The sequence below is a fragment of the Nonomuraea cypriaca genome (genome assembly GCF_015645445.1).
GTDB lineage: Bacteria > Actinomycetota > Actinomycetes > Streptosporangiales > Streptosporangiaceae > Nonomuraea > Nonomuraea cypriaca.
In genome coordinates, this window is record NZ_JADOGI010000275.1 from 1 (window position 1) to 12918 (window position 12918).

General features: G+C 69.6%; 13 protein-coding genes. 6 read left to right on the forward strand and 7 right to left on the reverse strand.

Annotation, left to right across the window (positions count from 1 at the left end):
• The first annotated feature begins 258 nt into the window (after nt 1-258).
• From ITP53_RS48240 to ITP53_RS48260, 5 genes are all read left to right on the forward strand, one after another.
• On the forward strand, nt 259-1263 hold the full coding sequence (locus tag ITP53_RS48240; protein ID WP_195902205.1) for a DUF932 domain-containing protein: 1005 nt from the start codon (nt 259-261) through the stop codon (nt 1261-1263).
• A 210-nt stretch (nt 1264-1473) separates the two neighbouring features.
• Nucleotides 1474-1932 (forward strand): hypothetical protein, encoded by a 459-nt coding sequence (locus ITP53_RS48245; protein ID WP_195902206.1) that lies wholly within the window; start codon nt 1474-1476, stop codon nt 1930-1932.
• Nucleotides 1933-2100: 168 nt separating this feature from the next.
• The gene (locus ITP53_RS48250; protein ID WP_195902207.1) at nt 2101-2712 is read left to right on the forward strand and encodes a hypothetical protein; all 612 of its coding nucleotides are present in this window, start codon (nt 2101-2103) and stop codon (nt 2710-2712) included.
• Nucleotides 2709-3218 (forward strand): hypothetical protein, encoded by a 510-nt coding sequence (locus ITP53_RS48255; protein ID WP_195902208.1) that lies wholly within the window; start codon nt 2709-2711, stop codon nt 3216-3218. Before ITP53_RS48250 ends, ITP53_RS48255 begins: the two co-directional genes overlap by 4 nt.
• The gene (locus tag ITP53_RS48260) at nt 3215-3652 is read left to right on the forward strand and encodes a hypothetical protein (RefSeq protein WP_195902209.1); all 438 of its coding nucleotides are present in this window, start codon (nt 3215-3217) and stop codon (nt 3650-3652) included. The genes ITP53_RS48255 and ITP53_RS48260 overlap by 4 nt, the downstream gene beginning before the upstream one ends.
• Before the next feature lie 84 nt (nt 3653-3736).
• Here the strand turns inward: ITP53_RS48260 and ITP53_RS48265 are convergent, their stop codons facing one another.
• On the reverse strand, nt 3737-4465 hold the full coding sequence (locus ITP53_RS48265) for a GIY-YIG nuclease family protein (RefSeq protein WP_195902210.1): 729 nt from the start codon (nt 4463-4465) through the stop codon (nt 3737-3739).
• A 364-nt stretch (nt 4466-4829) separates the two neighbouring features.
• Complete coding sequence (locus ITP53_RS48270) at nt 4830-5066, reverse strand: hypothetical protein (protein WP_195902211.1); 237 nt, start codon at nt 5064-5066, stop codon at nt 4830-4832.
• A 3-nt stretch (nt 5067-5069) separates the two neighbouring features.
• On the opposite strand from ITP53_RS48270, the gene ITP53_RS48275 reads away from it, so the two are divergent.
• Nucleotides 5070-5384, forward strand: coding sequence for a hypothetical protein (locus tag ITP53_RS48275; protein WP_195902212.1), 315 nt, complete (start codon nt 5070-5072; stop codon nt 5382-5384).
• Here ITP53_RS48275 and ITP53_RS58640 read toward each other — a convergent pair.
• From ITP53_RS58640 to ITP53_RS48300, 5 genes are read right to left on the reverse strand one after another with little or no spacing between them, the layout of a single operon-like run.
• On the reverse strand, nt 5381-6343 hold the full coding sequence (locus ITP53_RS58640) for a C40 family peptidase (protein ID WP_195902213.1): 963 nt from the start codon (nt 6341-6343) through the stop codon (nt 5381-5383). The genes ITP53_RS48275 and ITP53_RS58640 overlap by 4 nt on opposite strands.
• Nucleotides 6340-7371: a replication-relaxation family protein gene (locus tag ITP53_RS48285; protein ID WP_195902214.1), complete on the reverse strand. Its 1032-nt coding sequence runs from the start codon at nt 7369-7371 to the stop codon at nt 6340-6342. Before ITP53_RS48285 ends, ITP53_RS58640 begins: the two co-directional genes overlap by 4 nt.
• Nucleotides 7372-7414: 43 nt before the next feature.
• Nucleotides 7415-9940, reverse strand: coding sequence for a type IV secretion system DNA-binding domain-containing protein (locus ITP53_RS48290; RefSeq protein WP_195902215.1), 2526 nt, complete (start codon nt 9938-9940; stop codon nt 7415-7417).
• Nucleotides 9937-11802 carry a VirB4 family type IV secretion system protein gene (locus ITP53_RS48295; protein ID WP_328818205.1) on the reverse strand — a complete coding sequence of 622 codons (1866 nt, stop codon included), beginning with the start codon at nt 11800-11802 and terminating at the stop codon, nt 9937-9939. The genes ITP53_RS48290 and ITP53_RS48295 overlap by 4 nt, the downstream gene beginning before the upstream one ends.
• Nucleotides 11799-12755: a PrgI family protein gene (locus tag ITP53_RS48300; protein WP_195902217.1), complete on the reverse strand. Its 957-nt coding sequence runs from the start codon at nt 12753-12755 to the stop codon at nt 11799-11801. The genes ITP53_RS48295 and ITP53_RS48300 overlap by 4 nt, the downstream gene beginning before the upstream one ends.
• Nucleotides 12756-12918: the final 163 nt, after the last annotated feature.

A 12918-nucleotide genomic window follows, 5' to 3' on the forward strand; every position in this document is an offset into this window, starting at 1 on the left:
TGTCCGGCCCGCCCGCCGGACCGGTAGCCGGGCGGGACCCCTCCACCGACCCGCCCGTGGCCGCACCCCGCACGCACCCCGACCCGCCGCCGTACACGGCACCACCGGCGGCCCCGGCCTGCCGCTCAGGCGGCAACACCGGCCCTAAGCACCGGCCCACGGCCCGCACAGCCGGAGGCGGACCCCACAACACCAATCGGTCATCGCGTCTGTTTCGCATGCCCGCACGTCAGCACCATCATCAGAAAGGGGCCTGTCATGGCTCACGAAATCGAGGTCTTCGCCAACGGTTCGGCCGGGTTCGCCGCCGCCGGGAAGCCGGGCTGGCACGGGCTCGGCTACACCGCGCCCGGCCCGATGACCGCCGAGGACCTGCTGTCCAACGCCCAGCTCGCCGGGTGGAACGTGCGAAAGGTGCCGGTCGGTCAGGTCACCGACCCCGTCACCGGCCTGCCGGTCGTCACGGACGAGGACTTCCTCGTGGTGCGCACCAACCCCGTCACCGGACAGCCCGAACGGCTCGGCCGTGTCGGCCGGGACTACCAGGTCCTGCAAAACGAGGACGTCACCGGATTTCTGCAGACCCTCGTGGACGAGTCAGGAGCGATCTTCGACACCGGCGGCTCACTCAACGGCGGACGCCGGGTGTTCGTCACCATGCGCCTGCCCGAGCCGCTCATGGTCGGCGGGTTCGACCAGCTCGACCTGTACCTGGCGGCGTTCTCCCGGCATGACGGGTGGGGGTCGTTCGTCACCGTGGCCACCCCGGTCCGGGTCGTCTGCGCGAACACCGAACGCGCCGCGCTCGCTAACCATGCCTCGAAGTTCACCGTCCGGCATACCGGCAACGTGGCCGGGCGCATCGCTGAGGCGCGCGAGGCGCTGAAACTCACCTGGAAGCACGGCGAGGCGTTCGCCGCCGAGGCCGAGAAGCTCCTCGCGGTGCCGATGGAGGTCAAGGAGTTCCGGCAGTTCGCCAACCGGCTGCACCCCCTCCCGGCCGACGCGAAAGAGCTGGCCAAGCGTAATCACGATCTGACCATGCGGGAGCTGGAGTACCTGTTCGCGCAGGCCCCGACTCAGGAGCCGATCCGTAACACGCGGTGGGCGGCGTACAACGCGGTGACCGAGCGGCTGGACCACAAGAGCCCGGTGTTCGGCAGCCGCGACGTGGCCACCGTCCGGGCGGAGCGGGCCCTGCTGGACGACCACGACAACGCCAAGCTCAAGGCCCGCGCGTTCCGGTTGCTAGCCACCGCCTAACCAACGGCCATTACAGCCCCGGCGTCCGGTACCGCCCCCGCGTGGGGCCGTACCGGACCCACACAGGCCAATCCCCGGTCGGCCACACCGGCCGCTCGCTCCGGTGCCCCGGGATTGCCCGAGCGGCGGGGCCGAGCGCCGCCCAGGCCCTCTACCCGGCCGATACCGGCCCCGCGTACGTCATCCACCGCTACTCCGAAGGAGATCATCATGGGACGACTCGAAGACCTGGCCCTCCATTACGCCACCGCTGCCCGCCGGGAACTCGGCGAGGCCCTCAACCGCATCGCCTCCCTCGATGACGAGGGCACGTTGTACGACAGGGACCTCGGCCGGATCGCCTACGCCTACCAGCGGCTGACCTGGTGGCAGCAGGTCACCGACCTCACTCACGGCCGCGAAGAGCCGATCGACGGCGCGATCGCGCTGCTGGCCGTGCGGCAACGCGCGCAGGATCTGCTGATCAACGCCCGTCCGGTGCACAACGGCGGCCTGTTCGCCCTGGCCATGGCCGAATCCCGCCGAGGCGGCGCACGCGCCTTCCTTGACGCGACCGAGAAACTCGCCGAGGCACTGGCCTTCCCCGCCGATTACGACACCCGCCCGGCCGACACCATCCGGCCGACCACCACGACCGAGCAGGCCCCGCCCACGGAACCTCGCCCGTGACGCCGTGTACGGGGGTGCGTCCCACCGGCCGCGCCCTGGCCGCTCATGGTCCGCCTCACCGCCCGCGCCCTGCTCGGGTCGCGTGATGCCCCGGCCGTCAGCCGTACGGCCACCTCACGGCCCTCGCCCCTCACCGGTCCCTGTCACCCGATGAAAGGACAACGCCCGATGAACCACCGCTACCCGCCCGGCCCTCCGCCTGGGGAACCGCGCAGCACCCCTCCCGCTTGGGACAGCGCCACATCCCCAGATGAGACGGCGCGGCTCTCGTGCGAGCAGCTGACCGCCGAGAAGATCACCGCAGTCCGCCACACCTTCTACACGTCGGCAGCACGCGCGATCTTCACCTTGCAGAACGGGCAGCGGCTCACCGGTGAGCAGTCGTTCGCCGCCGCCCACGCCCAGGCAGCACGCACCTGGTGGGACCTGGTGGACGAGGAGATCACCGGCAAGAGGCTGACCTGCGATCACGCGATGCGGCGGGTGCGCTCCTGGGCCCGCCACTACCTCACCGGCGAGCCTCCAGCCGCCCGGCCGGGCACGCTGTTCGATCACGCCCTCGCCCACGCCGCCCGTATTGCCGCTCGCGACTTCCTCACCGACAGCGGCCACCTCCTCACCCAGCACCTCATCAATCAGGCAGCCACCCCGCCCACGGCTGCACCGGTCACCACGGACCTGCCTGCAACGACTGGCGGTAAGGCCATGACAGGCCAGCCGACCGTGCCAGCGCATCCCGGCGCTGGCGACACCCTCCAGAGGAAGGACACCCTGTCATGACCGACCCTCAGCGGCATGCCGTCACCGGCGCACCCCCCGAAGGAGTCCCGGCCTCACTGCACGCGATCACCGAGCAGGTTCACCACAACTGTCAGCAGCACCTCGACGACATCGTCCGGTGTCTTGGCCGAGGCGAGCGGTTGAGCGCCGAGCAGATCTACGGCACCCTGCGCGCGCAGACCCTTAGTACCTGGTGGCGGCTGGTGACCCGGCATATCGAGCGCACCGACGGCGGAGAGTCCCGCCCGGCCCAGTCCGTCGCCAGGTTCGTCTCCTGGATCACCCCCTACCTCGACGACCCCACCCCACCAGACCCCCGCCAGGCCATCGGAACACGCGGGCAGGACAACGAGCTGGAGCTCGCTCTGGTCCACCTCGACCACAGCCTCGCTCTCATCCGGCAAGGCGCCGCCCGTATCTTCCTCGCCCAAGCCGAGACACTCGGGCCGGCCTGCCCGGCGGAGCAGTCTCCGACTGCCTCGCCCGGGCAGGAGGCCACGGCATGACCTACCGAACCCCCACCGGCGAACCCTCTCCCGCCATCCCGGAGACCTCGACGGCGAGCAGCCACAAACCGAGCGAGCTGGACGGGTCGGGCGTGGAGTTCTTCCAGATGATGGCGTGGCGATGGAACATCACCGCCGCCAAGAAGATCACCCGGGGCCGGATGCCAGAAGGTCGGATCCAGCCGAGGGAATGGGGAGCCATGCTTCGATTGATCTCCATCGACACCGCGCATGCGGCCCAGGTGGATCTGTCCGAGCCGCTGATTGTGGCCCAGGTCCCGAACGGCGGCATGCTGATCATCGACGGCTGGCACCGCCTCTACAAGGCCGTGACCACAGGCGTTCAAGAGCTGCTAGCGGTGGCGCTCACTGCGGAAGAGGAGCTGGCCTGCCGGATGCATGGCGGGGAGAAGGGGCAGGGATACATCCGCTAGCGCCTGATCCGGTGGCGTAGGAGGCATGCCCCGTCCAGCACAAGGTTGGTGTGCTGGACGGGGCATACCCGCTGCACCACTGGATCACATCAGTCTGTCAGAGTCCCTTTCCGCGACCCGAAGATGCCCTCTTGCTTTGATCAGCGCGATCTTCTCCATCACGGCTTCGAACGTTGGGTTCTGGAGGACGTAGGGGGTTGGCCCGAAGTCGAGCGCGCTGACATACGCAGTGGGGTTCTCCGGTACCGACTCGGGCTTGATCACCTTGACAAGAGGCCCCCCGCCGTCGGGGGCGTTGGCCGGGCGGGGATAGAGGGTGTGGCCAATGAGCCGGAGCACGGACTCGATAGGTAGCAGGTAGTCGATGAGGCTGGTCTCGTCGTCGTCGGACAGGGTGGGATCTTGAGGGCGGTTGCGATTGTGCAGGTCGACCTGCCCGGCCTGAGCGAGGTGGTCGTGAAGCCGTCCTTCCAGCCACCCGGCCTCGCTGCTGTTGAGCGTCTCATCCTCGTTGGATTCGTAGCGGATGAGCAGCGCCCGGTACCAGTGATCGCGATCCTTGAGCTGCTTCAGCACACGGTGGCGCAGACCGGGGTTGGTGGCCTTGCCGACGTAGGCTCCCCACCGTCCCTGCGCGTCGGGGCGGTCAAGCAGAATGTAGGCGCCGGGGACGTTCCAGCCTCGATCGAGGCGGTTGGCATGGTCACGGTCGAGCAGCAGCATGCCGGCGACCTTGTGCTTGGCTCGAATCTTGATCGGGTTGTTGAGGTCGTAGGAGAGGCTGACGACGAGCTGGGACGGGGCGAAGCGCATCGCACACACCAGATGTCTCCTTCACCAGCACAATCTCTGCATCCCTTCCCGGACAGTATCGGCCATGTAGCTGTTCGTGACTGCAGATTTGTGTAGACAAACGTGCAGCTCACCTCCTGGTTAGCTGTCATGGCGTACGCATGTTGAAAAGTGGGCTCGGGCGGGCGCTTGATCGGATGACGCGCCTGTGCCGGTGGCGTGGAGGCCGTCGTCGTTGGACCATGGAGGGAACTTCGAGACCGTCACTGTCGGGTGGTGGAGACTCATGAGTAAGGGTGAGGAGGAGCGACCGGCGGATGCGGGGTGGCGTGATCGTGCTGCGCAGCGCCGTGACCGGCACGCTCGGGAACGGGATCGTGTGGCATCAGGCCGCGATGAGGCCGGACGGGTGCGGGATAGCGCGGCTGCGGAACGGGATGAGGCTGGTGACGAACGTGGGCGCAACGTTGATCGCAGGCGGAATGCCCGAAACGAGGACGATCGGCGCGCGCATGACCTGTTGTGGGCGGCGGAGCTGCGTGACCGGGCAGCCGAGCAGCGGGACCGAGCAGCCGGCGAGTGGCAGAGCCGCCTGGCCGATCGTGGCGACGAGGTCGGTCACGAGTTGAGGCTGCTGGCCAGTGAGCGCAAGCTGGCGGCGGCTGAGCGGGCCGAAGACCGTCAGGACAGAGCCGAGCTACGGAAACTGCTGCTGGGCATGCGTGACGACCGCTTGGATGTCGAGCGCGATCTGGAGCGGGAGCAGGATCAAGCTAGCGAGGACCGGCAGGACAGCTCTGAGGATCGCAAGGCGTCCGCTGGCGACCGGCTGGCCAGCGACCGTGATCGGCGCATGGCGGCACTGGACCGGTTGGAGGCGAGCACCGACCGGCAGGTCGCCTCCGGGCAGCGCACCCGCAAGAGGATCCGGTTCGACTAGAGGCCAGCGGCCAGCCGGGGGCGGGCGAAGCCGATCAGATCTTCACGTTGGTACGGGCTTATTTGGACGACGGTGCGTCGGTTGGGGGCGTGGATCATCTGGCCGCCGCCGATGACGAGGCCGACATGTCCGGGGCCGACTGCCTCCATGCGAAAGAAGACGAGGTCGCCTGGTTGCTCTTGCCCGGCTGGGATGGACGGGCTGCGGCGCCATTGGTCGGCGGCGACGCGGGGGATGGCAATGCCTGCGGCTTGGTAGGCGCGCATGGTCAGCCCGGAGCAGTCGAAGGCGGCCGGTCCCTCGGCGCCCCACAGGTACGGTTTGCCCAGTTGGGCGCTGGCGTAGGCGAGTACGGCGGCGACCTGCTCGCCGGGGATGATTGGGACGCAGGTGCCGGTGAGGGCATCGACGGCGCGTTGGGCGAAGGGCTCCCACTGGGCGTAGGCGTCGGGGCGGCCGGAGCGTTGGACCGCTTGGGCGGCTCGGGTAAGCGGGAGCTGCTCCCAACGGGCCACCTTGACGAGGCGATCGTAGAACGTGCTGGTGGCGTAGCGGGGATCGAGGATCTGCTCAGGTGTCCCCCAGCCTTGTGAAGGACGTTGCTGGAACAGGCCCAGCGAATCGAGGTGGCCGTAGCGCAGGTTACGCAGCTGGGACTCTTGCAGGGTGGTGGCGACCGCGATGACGGCTGCCCGCGCGGGCAGGCCGCGCTCCATGGCGACCTGGACGATGAGGGCGGCGTGATTCTGCTGCTCGCCGTCCAGAGTAAGCGTAGGAGCCACGCCGGCCGATGCACCGGCCGCAACCGGCCCGCCCGCTGTGCTGCTCGTCGTCGCAGGCGTGATCGCGCAGGCCAGCCCGCCGGGTGTGCCGGAGCTGGTGAGGATGCTGGTGGCGGCTGCGATGAACACGCAGATGATGAGCAGCAGGAGGGCGGCGCCGGCCACGGCGGCCTTCACCTGCTCTGGCTGCCTTCCTGGAAGATGCTGTCGAGGAACTCGTCATCGTTGTCGTCGGCGGTGGTGTCCTGTTCGGGGTTCCGGCCGAGGGCGAGATGAGGCCAGCCGTTGTCAAGGTCGACCAGCCGCATACGTGCCTGTCCCATCTCGGCGGGGACGGGTAGCCAGACGGGCCCGGCGGCGCCGCCGTCGTGGGTGGTGTGGACGGCGGTGGCGATCGGAAGGTCATGGTCGGTGAGGAGCTTGCGCAGGTTGGCTTCGCGGGTGGGGTTGGGCAGCCAGAACAGGACCGGGGTCGTGATGCGGGTGGCGTCGGTGAGAGCGCGGTAGTCGTGCAGTTTGTCGGCGACGCGTTTGAGGGTTTCGGTGCCGGTGTCGTGTTCGAGGAAGAAGTCGATCTGGTGGCCGTTCTCCGACCAGCAGCCGTAGGCGTCCGGGCGGGCCAGGTCGCTCCATTGCGTGGCGCACTCTCGTTCTGACAACCAGGCCCTCAAAGCGGCGCGCGGGGTGTGGCGGGCATGGCTGTGCAGGTGGGAGAAGAAGTCGTTGACGCCGACCTGGTGATTGAGCCGTGAGGAGACGGCGACGGGGATGTCGGGGTTGTAGCCGAGTTCCTTGACGGTGATGCCGTGGCGGGCTGCCAGGGCGGCGGCTCCGGCTTTGCCGAGGGCCCAGTGGATGGGGGCCGAGCCTGCGCCGTATCCGGCCCAGGGGCGGAAGCGGGTGACGGCGTTGAGTTGGAACAGGATGGTCATGCGGGCGCGGGTGGCTTGGGCGATGGTGAAGAACATGCGCTGCAGCTGGTGGGTGGTCAGGACGCGGTGGCGGTGCAGGTGATCGAGAACTTCGTAGTCGCGTTCGGTCAACCTGGCGGAGAGCAGCATCAACGCGGTGTGATCGAGTCGGGGCTGGGCTGCTGGGATGGGCTGGATGGTGAATCGGGGTAGCTTGCGTGCTGCCGCTCGGCGGGTGGCGGGCTGCTCGGCCGGCTGGCAAGTGTGGGAGCAGCCGCAGGGCTTGTCGGACATGGTGAACCTCCGTGACGTGGTCGGGCTCGGGCTTGGGATCGGGTCAGGAGTTATTGGAGGTTGAAGGCGCGCCGGGGGCACCGTCGCGAGAGGCAGCGCCGGATGGCTGGCTTGCTCGCCGGGCAACCGCCGGTCTTGTGAACCGCTGACGAGATGCCAGCCGGATGTCCTCCGCGCGGCCCTCGACCAGGGCGGGCAGAGGGCGGGTGCGCAGGGTGAAGGCGGAGGTTTGCTGGCCGTCGATGACCAGGCGGGCAGCGGCCTGGAAGGCGCCGAGATGAGTGAGGTCATGCGGGCTGATCAACGGCGCGGTGTGGTGCTTGAGGTCGTTCGCGTCCTTAGGGGAGGCGTTGAAGTAAATCTTGTTGCGGGCATCCGCTGAGAGAGCTTCGCGCAGGTCGGCGGGAAGCTGGTCGAGGTGCTGGTGGGCCAGCACCAGAGAGAGGCGGTAGCCGCGTGCCTCGGCGAGCACGTCGTTGATGTGGCCGGGCAAGTGCAGGAAGTTGTGGCACTCATCGATCACGAGCGAGGCATCCGGCCTATCCGACTCGGCCAGAGCGGAGCGGCGGGTGGCGGCCTGCCAGGTGTGGGCGAGCAGGATGGAGCCGAACAACCGGGCGGCATCATCCCCCAAGATGCCCTTCGGGAGCCGGGCCAGGACCAGCCCGCCTCGGTCGAGGAGACGGCCGATGGGTACGGTGGTGTCCGGGCTGGCCAGTGCCTGGCGGACGAACGGGCGGAGCAGGACGGCGCGAAGTTTGTTCATCACCGGGCCGATGACGGTGGCCTGTCCGGCGGGGGTGAGGGCTTCGTAGGAGTCCCAGAACCCGGCCAGCAGCTCATCGCGCAGCTCGGCCGTGGTCCGGGTACGGAAGGCCGCGTCGGTGAGCAGCCGAGGTACGTCGGCCAGGGTCGCCTTACGGCCCAGGACGCTGGTCAAGGTCAGGCAGGTGGAGCGCAGCAGGTCGTCCACCCGCGGCCCCCAGGCGGAGGAGAAGCAGCGGTGAAAGATGGTGACGACGGAATCGACGGCGAAGGCAGGATCGTGCCCGGCGAGGATGTTGATCGAGGGTGGCGGAGCTGAGTCTTGCGGGTCGAAGACGACCGTCTTGCCGACGGCGCGCTCGGGGAGCCGGTTGAGGATGTCGGTGACCAGGTCGCCCTTCGGGTCGATGACCAGGACGCCTCGCCCTGCCGCCGCATCGGCCAGGACCATGTTGGCGAGCAGGGTGGATTTGCCGACGCCGGTGCCGCCCAGGACGTGGGTGTGATGGCGTCCATCGGCCACGGGTAGCGCGACGGGCCGGGGTGGGCCGCTGTCGGCGTCCCCGAGGATGCGGGCGGTTCCGCCCTGCGTGGTGCGGGGTACGGCCGGGGACGGCGCTACCGGGCGGGCTCCGGCGCGGGTGATGCCGGGGGCGTCGATGTCCCAGGGCAGATGGGCGAGCGCGGCCAGCTCGGCCACCGACAGCAGGTAGCCGGAGTCCAGACGGCGCGAGCTGACCACGCGGCGGGCGCGCCAAAGGCGGGCTCGGCGCAGGTACTGGTGGCTTCCGGTGTACAAGGCGAAGACGCCGGCCAAGGCGTGCGCATGGCCGCGCAGCCAGCCACGCGCCACGCCAGCAGGTTCGTGGCGGACTGGTGCGGGGGACTGGGGTTCGCGGCTGGTGGCGACGGCGTAGCGGACGGTCACGGTGTAGCGCGGCTGGCTCGCCTTGGCCAAGATGGCGCGGACTTGTTCGGCGCGTTCGGGGAAGTCACGGGCCAGGTCACTGGGCCGGTGGTGATCGCGGGCATCGGGCAGGGGGAGGAGCTCGTCGAAGACGTGGCCAATGAGGTGGCGGTGTCCTCCGCCGCGCAGCTGAGCGGCTGCCTGGTAGGCGTGCCGCAGCCGCCTGCCGGTCGTCGGGCGGGCCAGCACCTGCACCACGGCGTGCTCGCCCTCGCGCAGTCCGCCCATGGCCTCCAGCAGCGATCGGATGGGGTCGTGCTCGTGGTCGGTCTTGAGCGGAAGATGCTCGGGCGCGGCCAGCACCAGCCGCCCGCCCGCGACCTCCGCCTCCACCGGTAGAGGCGAGGTGGCGGGACCAGTGGTGGTGGTCGCGCCCGCCCACGCGGCCTGAATGGCCTTCTCCACGATGCCTGGTGGGATGATGCCGGGTACCCAGAGGCGGATCCGGACGCCCGCCTCGCTGCCGCAGTACTCCCAGACCAGGTGTGGCTGGCCGACGAAGGCGCGTTTCCACGCGGGCCGGAGCAGGCCGACGAGCTGACGCCACAACACGAGCGCGCCCTCCGGGTCACTGCGGGGTGGGCTGGAGATCTCGATCAGCCGGGACTCGGGGGCCAGGTTGGCGTGCTGTAGCCAGCCGAGCAGGTAGCGCACGGCGGCCGTCACCGCCCAGACGGCGGTGACGGCCAGGGCGAGGCGCGGGCCGTAGGCGAGGGCGAGTTCGGGCAGGCGGGCGGGCAGCTCGGTCAGAAAGTCGAGGGCCGTCTGCACGTCGTGGTCGTCAATGCCGCACAACAGGCACGGCCCGCTCGGGCTCGGCGTCGGGTTGCTGGTCATAGCGGGTCGCTCTCCTCGTTGTCCTCCTGGCTGGGAGAGGCGCTTTCGTCGCCATCGGGCGGGCCGGATGGCTGCGCGTCGTACGCCTGGTGCGCGCCGGGTTCCTCGTGCTGACCATGCGGGTCGAGTTCGGCGAGGATCTTCGGGTCGGTCGTGGCCATCGCCGCCTCAGCAGGTGAAGCGACAATGGCCAGGGCCGCTCGGCTCGCGGGACCGGCCACCAGGAGGGCTTCGCCTCGTTCGGCGGTGAGCAGGAACTGGCGTTCGCCGTCGGTCAGATCAAAGGCGTCGCCGACCGCGCCGATGGCTTGCGGAGCTTGGCGGAACAGGATCTGGCTGGCGGCGTTGGCCACGATCGCCTGCCCGAGCTCGGAGCCGAGCAGGTCGGCGGCGTCCTGGGTGACGATGGCAAGCCCGGCCCAGTGCTTCCTGGCGGCCTTGGCCATCCGGAACAGGAAGCGGGCGCCCTCGGGTTCCTTCATCAGCAGCCAGGCCTCGTCCACCACCACAAGGCGCTTCCTACGGTCGCGGGGGTTGGCCACCCGCCGCCAGATGGCATCGAGCGCGAGCAGGGTGCCGACGGCTTTCATCTCTTCGGGCAGGTCCCGCAGGGAGAAGACGGTCAGGTGCCCGGCCGGGTGGGTGGTGGTGGGGCCGTCGAACAGCTCGCGGTAGGAGCCGGTGACGTACGGGGCGAGCTGCGCGGCCAGCTCCGTCGCCGTCTCGCCGGTCGTCTTTCCGGTAAGCGTGGTGACCAGATCGGCGAGGAGTGGCGCGGGCCGCGTCCAGGTGGCGGGATCGCGGGTGATCCCGGCGGCCTGGTAGGTGGCGATGATCGTGGAGTCGAGCGTTGCCCGCATCTGCGCGGTGAGCTGGGTGCCGCCGAGCATGGTGGCGATGAGGGTCTGCAGGAACATCGCCCGCCGGGACAGTACGTCGTCGCGGGGGCCGTGGCTGGCGGGCAGGTCGAAGGGGTTCCACCGCACTCCGGCGGCGCCGAGCCGCAAGTGGGTGCCGCCGACCGTGTGGGCCAGGCGAGCGTACTCGTCTTCGGGGTCGACCACGGCGACCTCGACCCCTTGATAGAGCAGGCGCAGGGCTTCGAGTTTGGTGAAGAAGCTTTTGCCCGCGCCGCTCCTGGCCAGGACGACGGAGTTGTGGTTGTCCTGGGCGAAGCGGTCCCAGACGACGACGCCGGTGCTGGTGGCACTCAGCCCGTACAGCACTCCGGTCTCGCCGACTGGTGCGGTAATGTCGGGCGAAGTGAAGGGGAAGGCCGCGGCCAGCGCGGTGGTGTCGAACGTTCGCGTCGCCTTCAGTGAGTCAACGCCGAAAGGGAGGCTGGTCGTCCAGCCCTGTAGAGCGCGAAACGTCGCCGGTTGCGCATCCAGCAGCAGCGACGAGGCCAGCGCCCGGACTCGCTCCACCTCGGCGGCCAGTTCCGGCTCGGTAGAAGCGTGGACGGTGAGGTAGAGGCCGACCTTGAACAGCCGGCCGTGGCCTCGGGCGAGGCTGTCGGCCAGGGTGGTGGCGTCGTCGGCGGCGGCTTCGGCGGCGAAATCGGTCAGGCGGCCGTGGGCGGCGTCGGAGCGGCTGGCCGATTCCAGGCGGGCGAGCTGGCGGCGCAGCCGCATCGCGGCGACCTGCTGCGGGATCGGCTCGATGTGCAGGGACACGTCGAGGTGGCCGGGGTAGGTGAGCAAGGGTTCGAGCCAGCCCGCGCCGACCTCGCGCGGGTAGCCGGTGATGGTGAACGACGTGCAGACGGCGTTGGGCAGGGTCAGGGTTCGGATGCCGACGTGCGCCGACCCTGGATGGGCGAGGGCGCTGGGCTGGTGGCGGTGGGTGCGGCGTAGCTTCACGACGTGCTCCTGATGGTCGAGGTGATCAGTTCGTCGGGGAGGGCTTGATCGAGCGGGTGCTGGCCGCCAGGGTCCAGACATTCGGCCAGCGCCTGGCTGGCTTGATAGGCGTCGAGCGCCTGGGTGGCGACACCGAGCGCGGCCAGACTGCGCTCGGCTTCGGCGGCGCGCCGCAGGACAACGGCTGCGCAGGCGTTCCGGCGTACCGAGCGGCGTCCCTTGCTGCTGGCTGGGTGATCGCGCAGCACGACGAGTACCTGCCGGGTCAGCAGCTCGCGCGAGCTGTTCAGCTCGGCCAGATAGTCGGCGTGCTCGCGGGCGGCGTCGGCCAGCGCGGGGTGCGGCAGCATTTGCGCCTGCTGCTCGACGGTCTTAACCAGGTCGGACAGGTCAGCAGGGCGAGCGCGGGCAAGGATCTGCACGGGCGCCTCCAGCGAGTTCAGCCACCGGCCGAACGCCCCGACCAGAGCCGCCTGCTCGCTGGCGGTACGCAGATGGAAGGACAGGGTGCTCGACTCGATCAGGACGGCCACGCCGCCGTCGGCGAGCTCAAGCGCGCCGTCCGTACGGATCGCCCGGACGGGCAGGCGCAGCGGGGTGGGCAGCTTCCCGCGCAACCGGCACCACCGGGGCGGTTCGATGACACCCTCGGGCGCGGCCACCAGTCGTTTGCGGGCGCGGGTGTGGAGTAGGGCGGCCAGGACGAAGCGGTCCAGGGTGAGCCCGTCGCGGCGGCCGAGCGCGATGGTCAGGCCGAGAGCCAGCAGCGGAAGGACGATGGCGGCCAGGATGACGACGGGCAGGAGATGGTGGAACAGGTAGTAGATGGCGGCGGCGATGCCGCCGGTCAGGGTGATGATCAGGATCTGGCGGAGGTTCAGCCCATAGGCGATCTTGTCGGGCTGGGCGATGTCGGCGGGGATGTTCATGATCAACGGTTCGGGCTCGTTCACTGGCCGTCCCTCCGGCGCGGGCGGGGCGGCGGATCAAGGTGGAGCTGGAGTTGCCGGGGACGTGGCGGTCGGGTGGGCATGCCGGGCAGCATCGGCTGGGACCACGGTGGTTTCGGGCGGATCCATGGGCTGGTCGGTTGTGCCGGGGCGGCTGGTGTGGGCG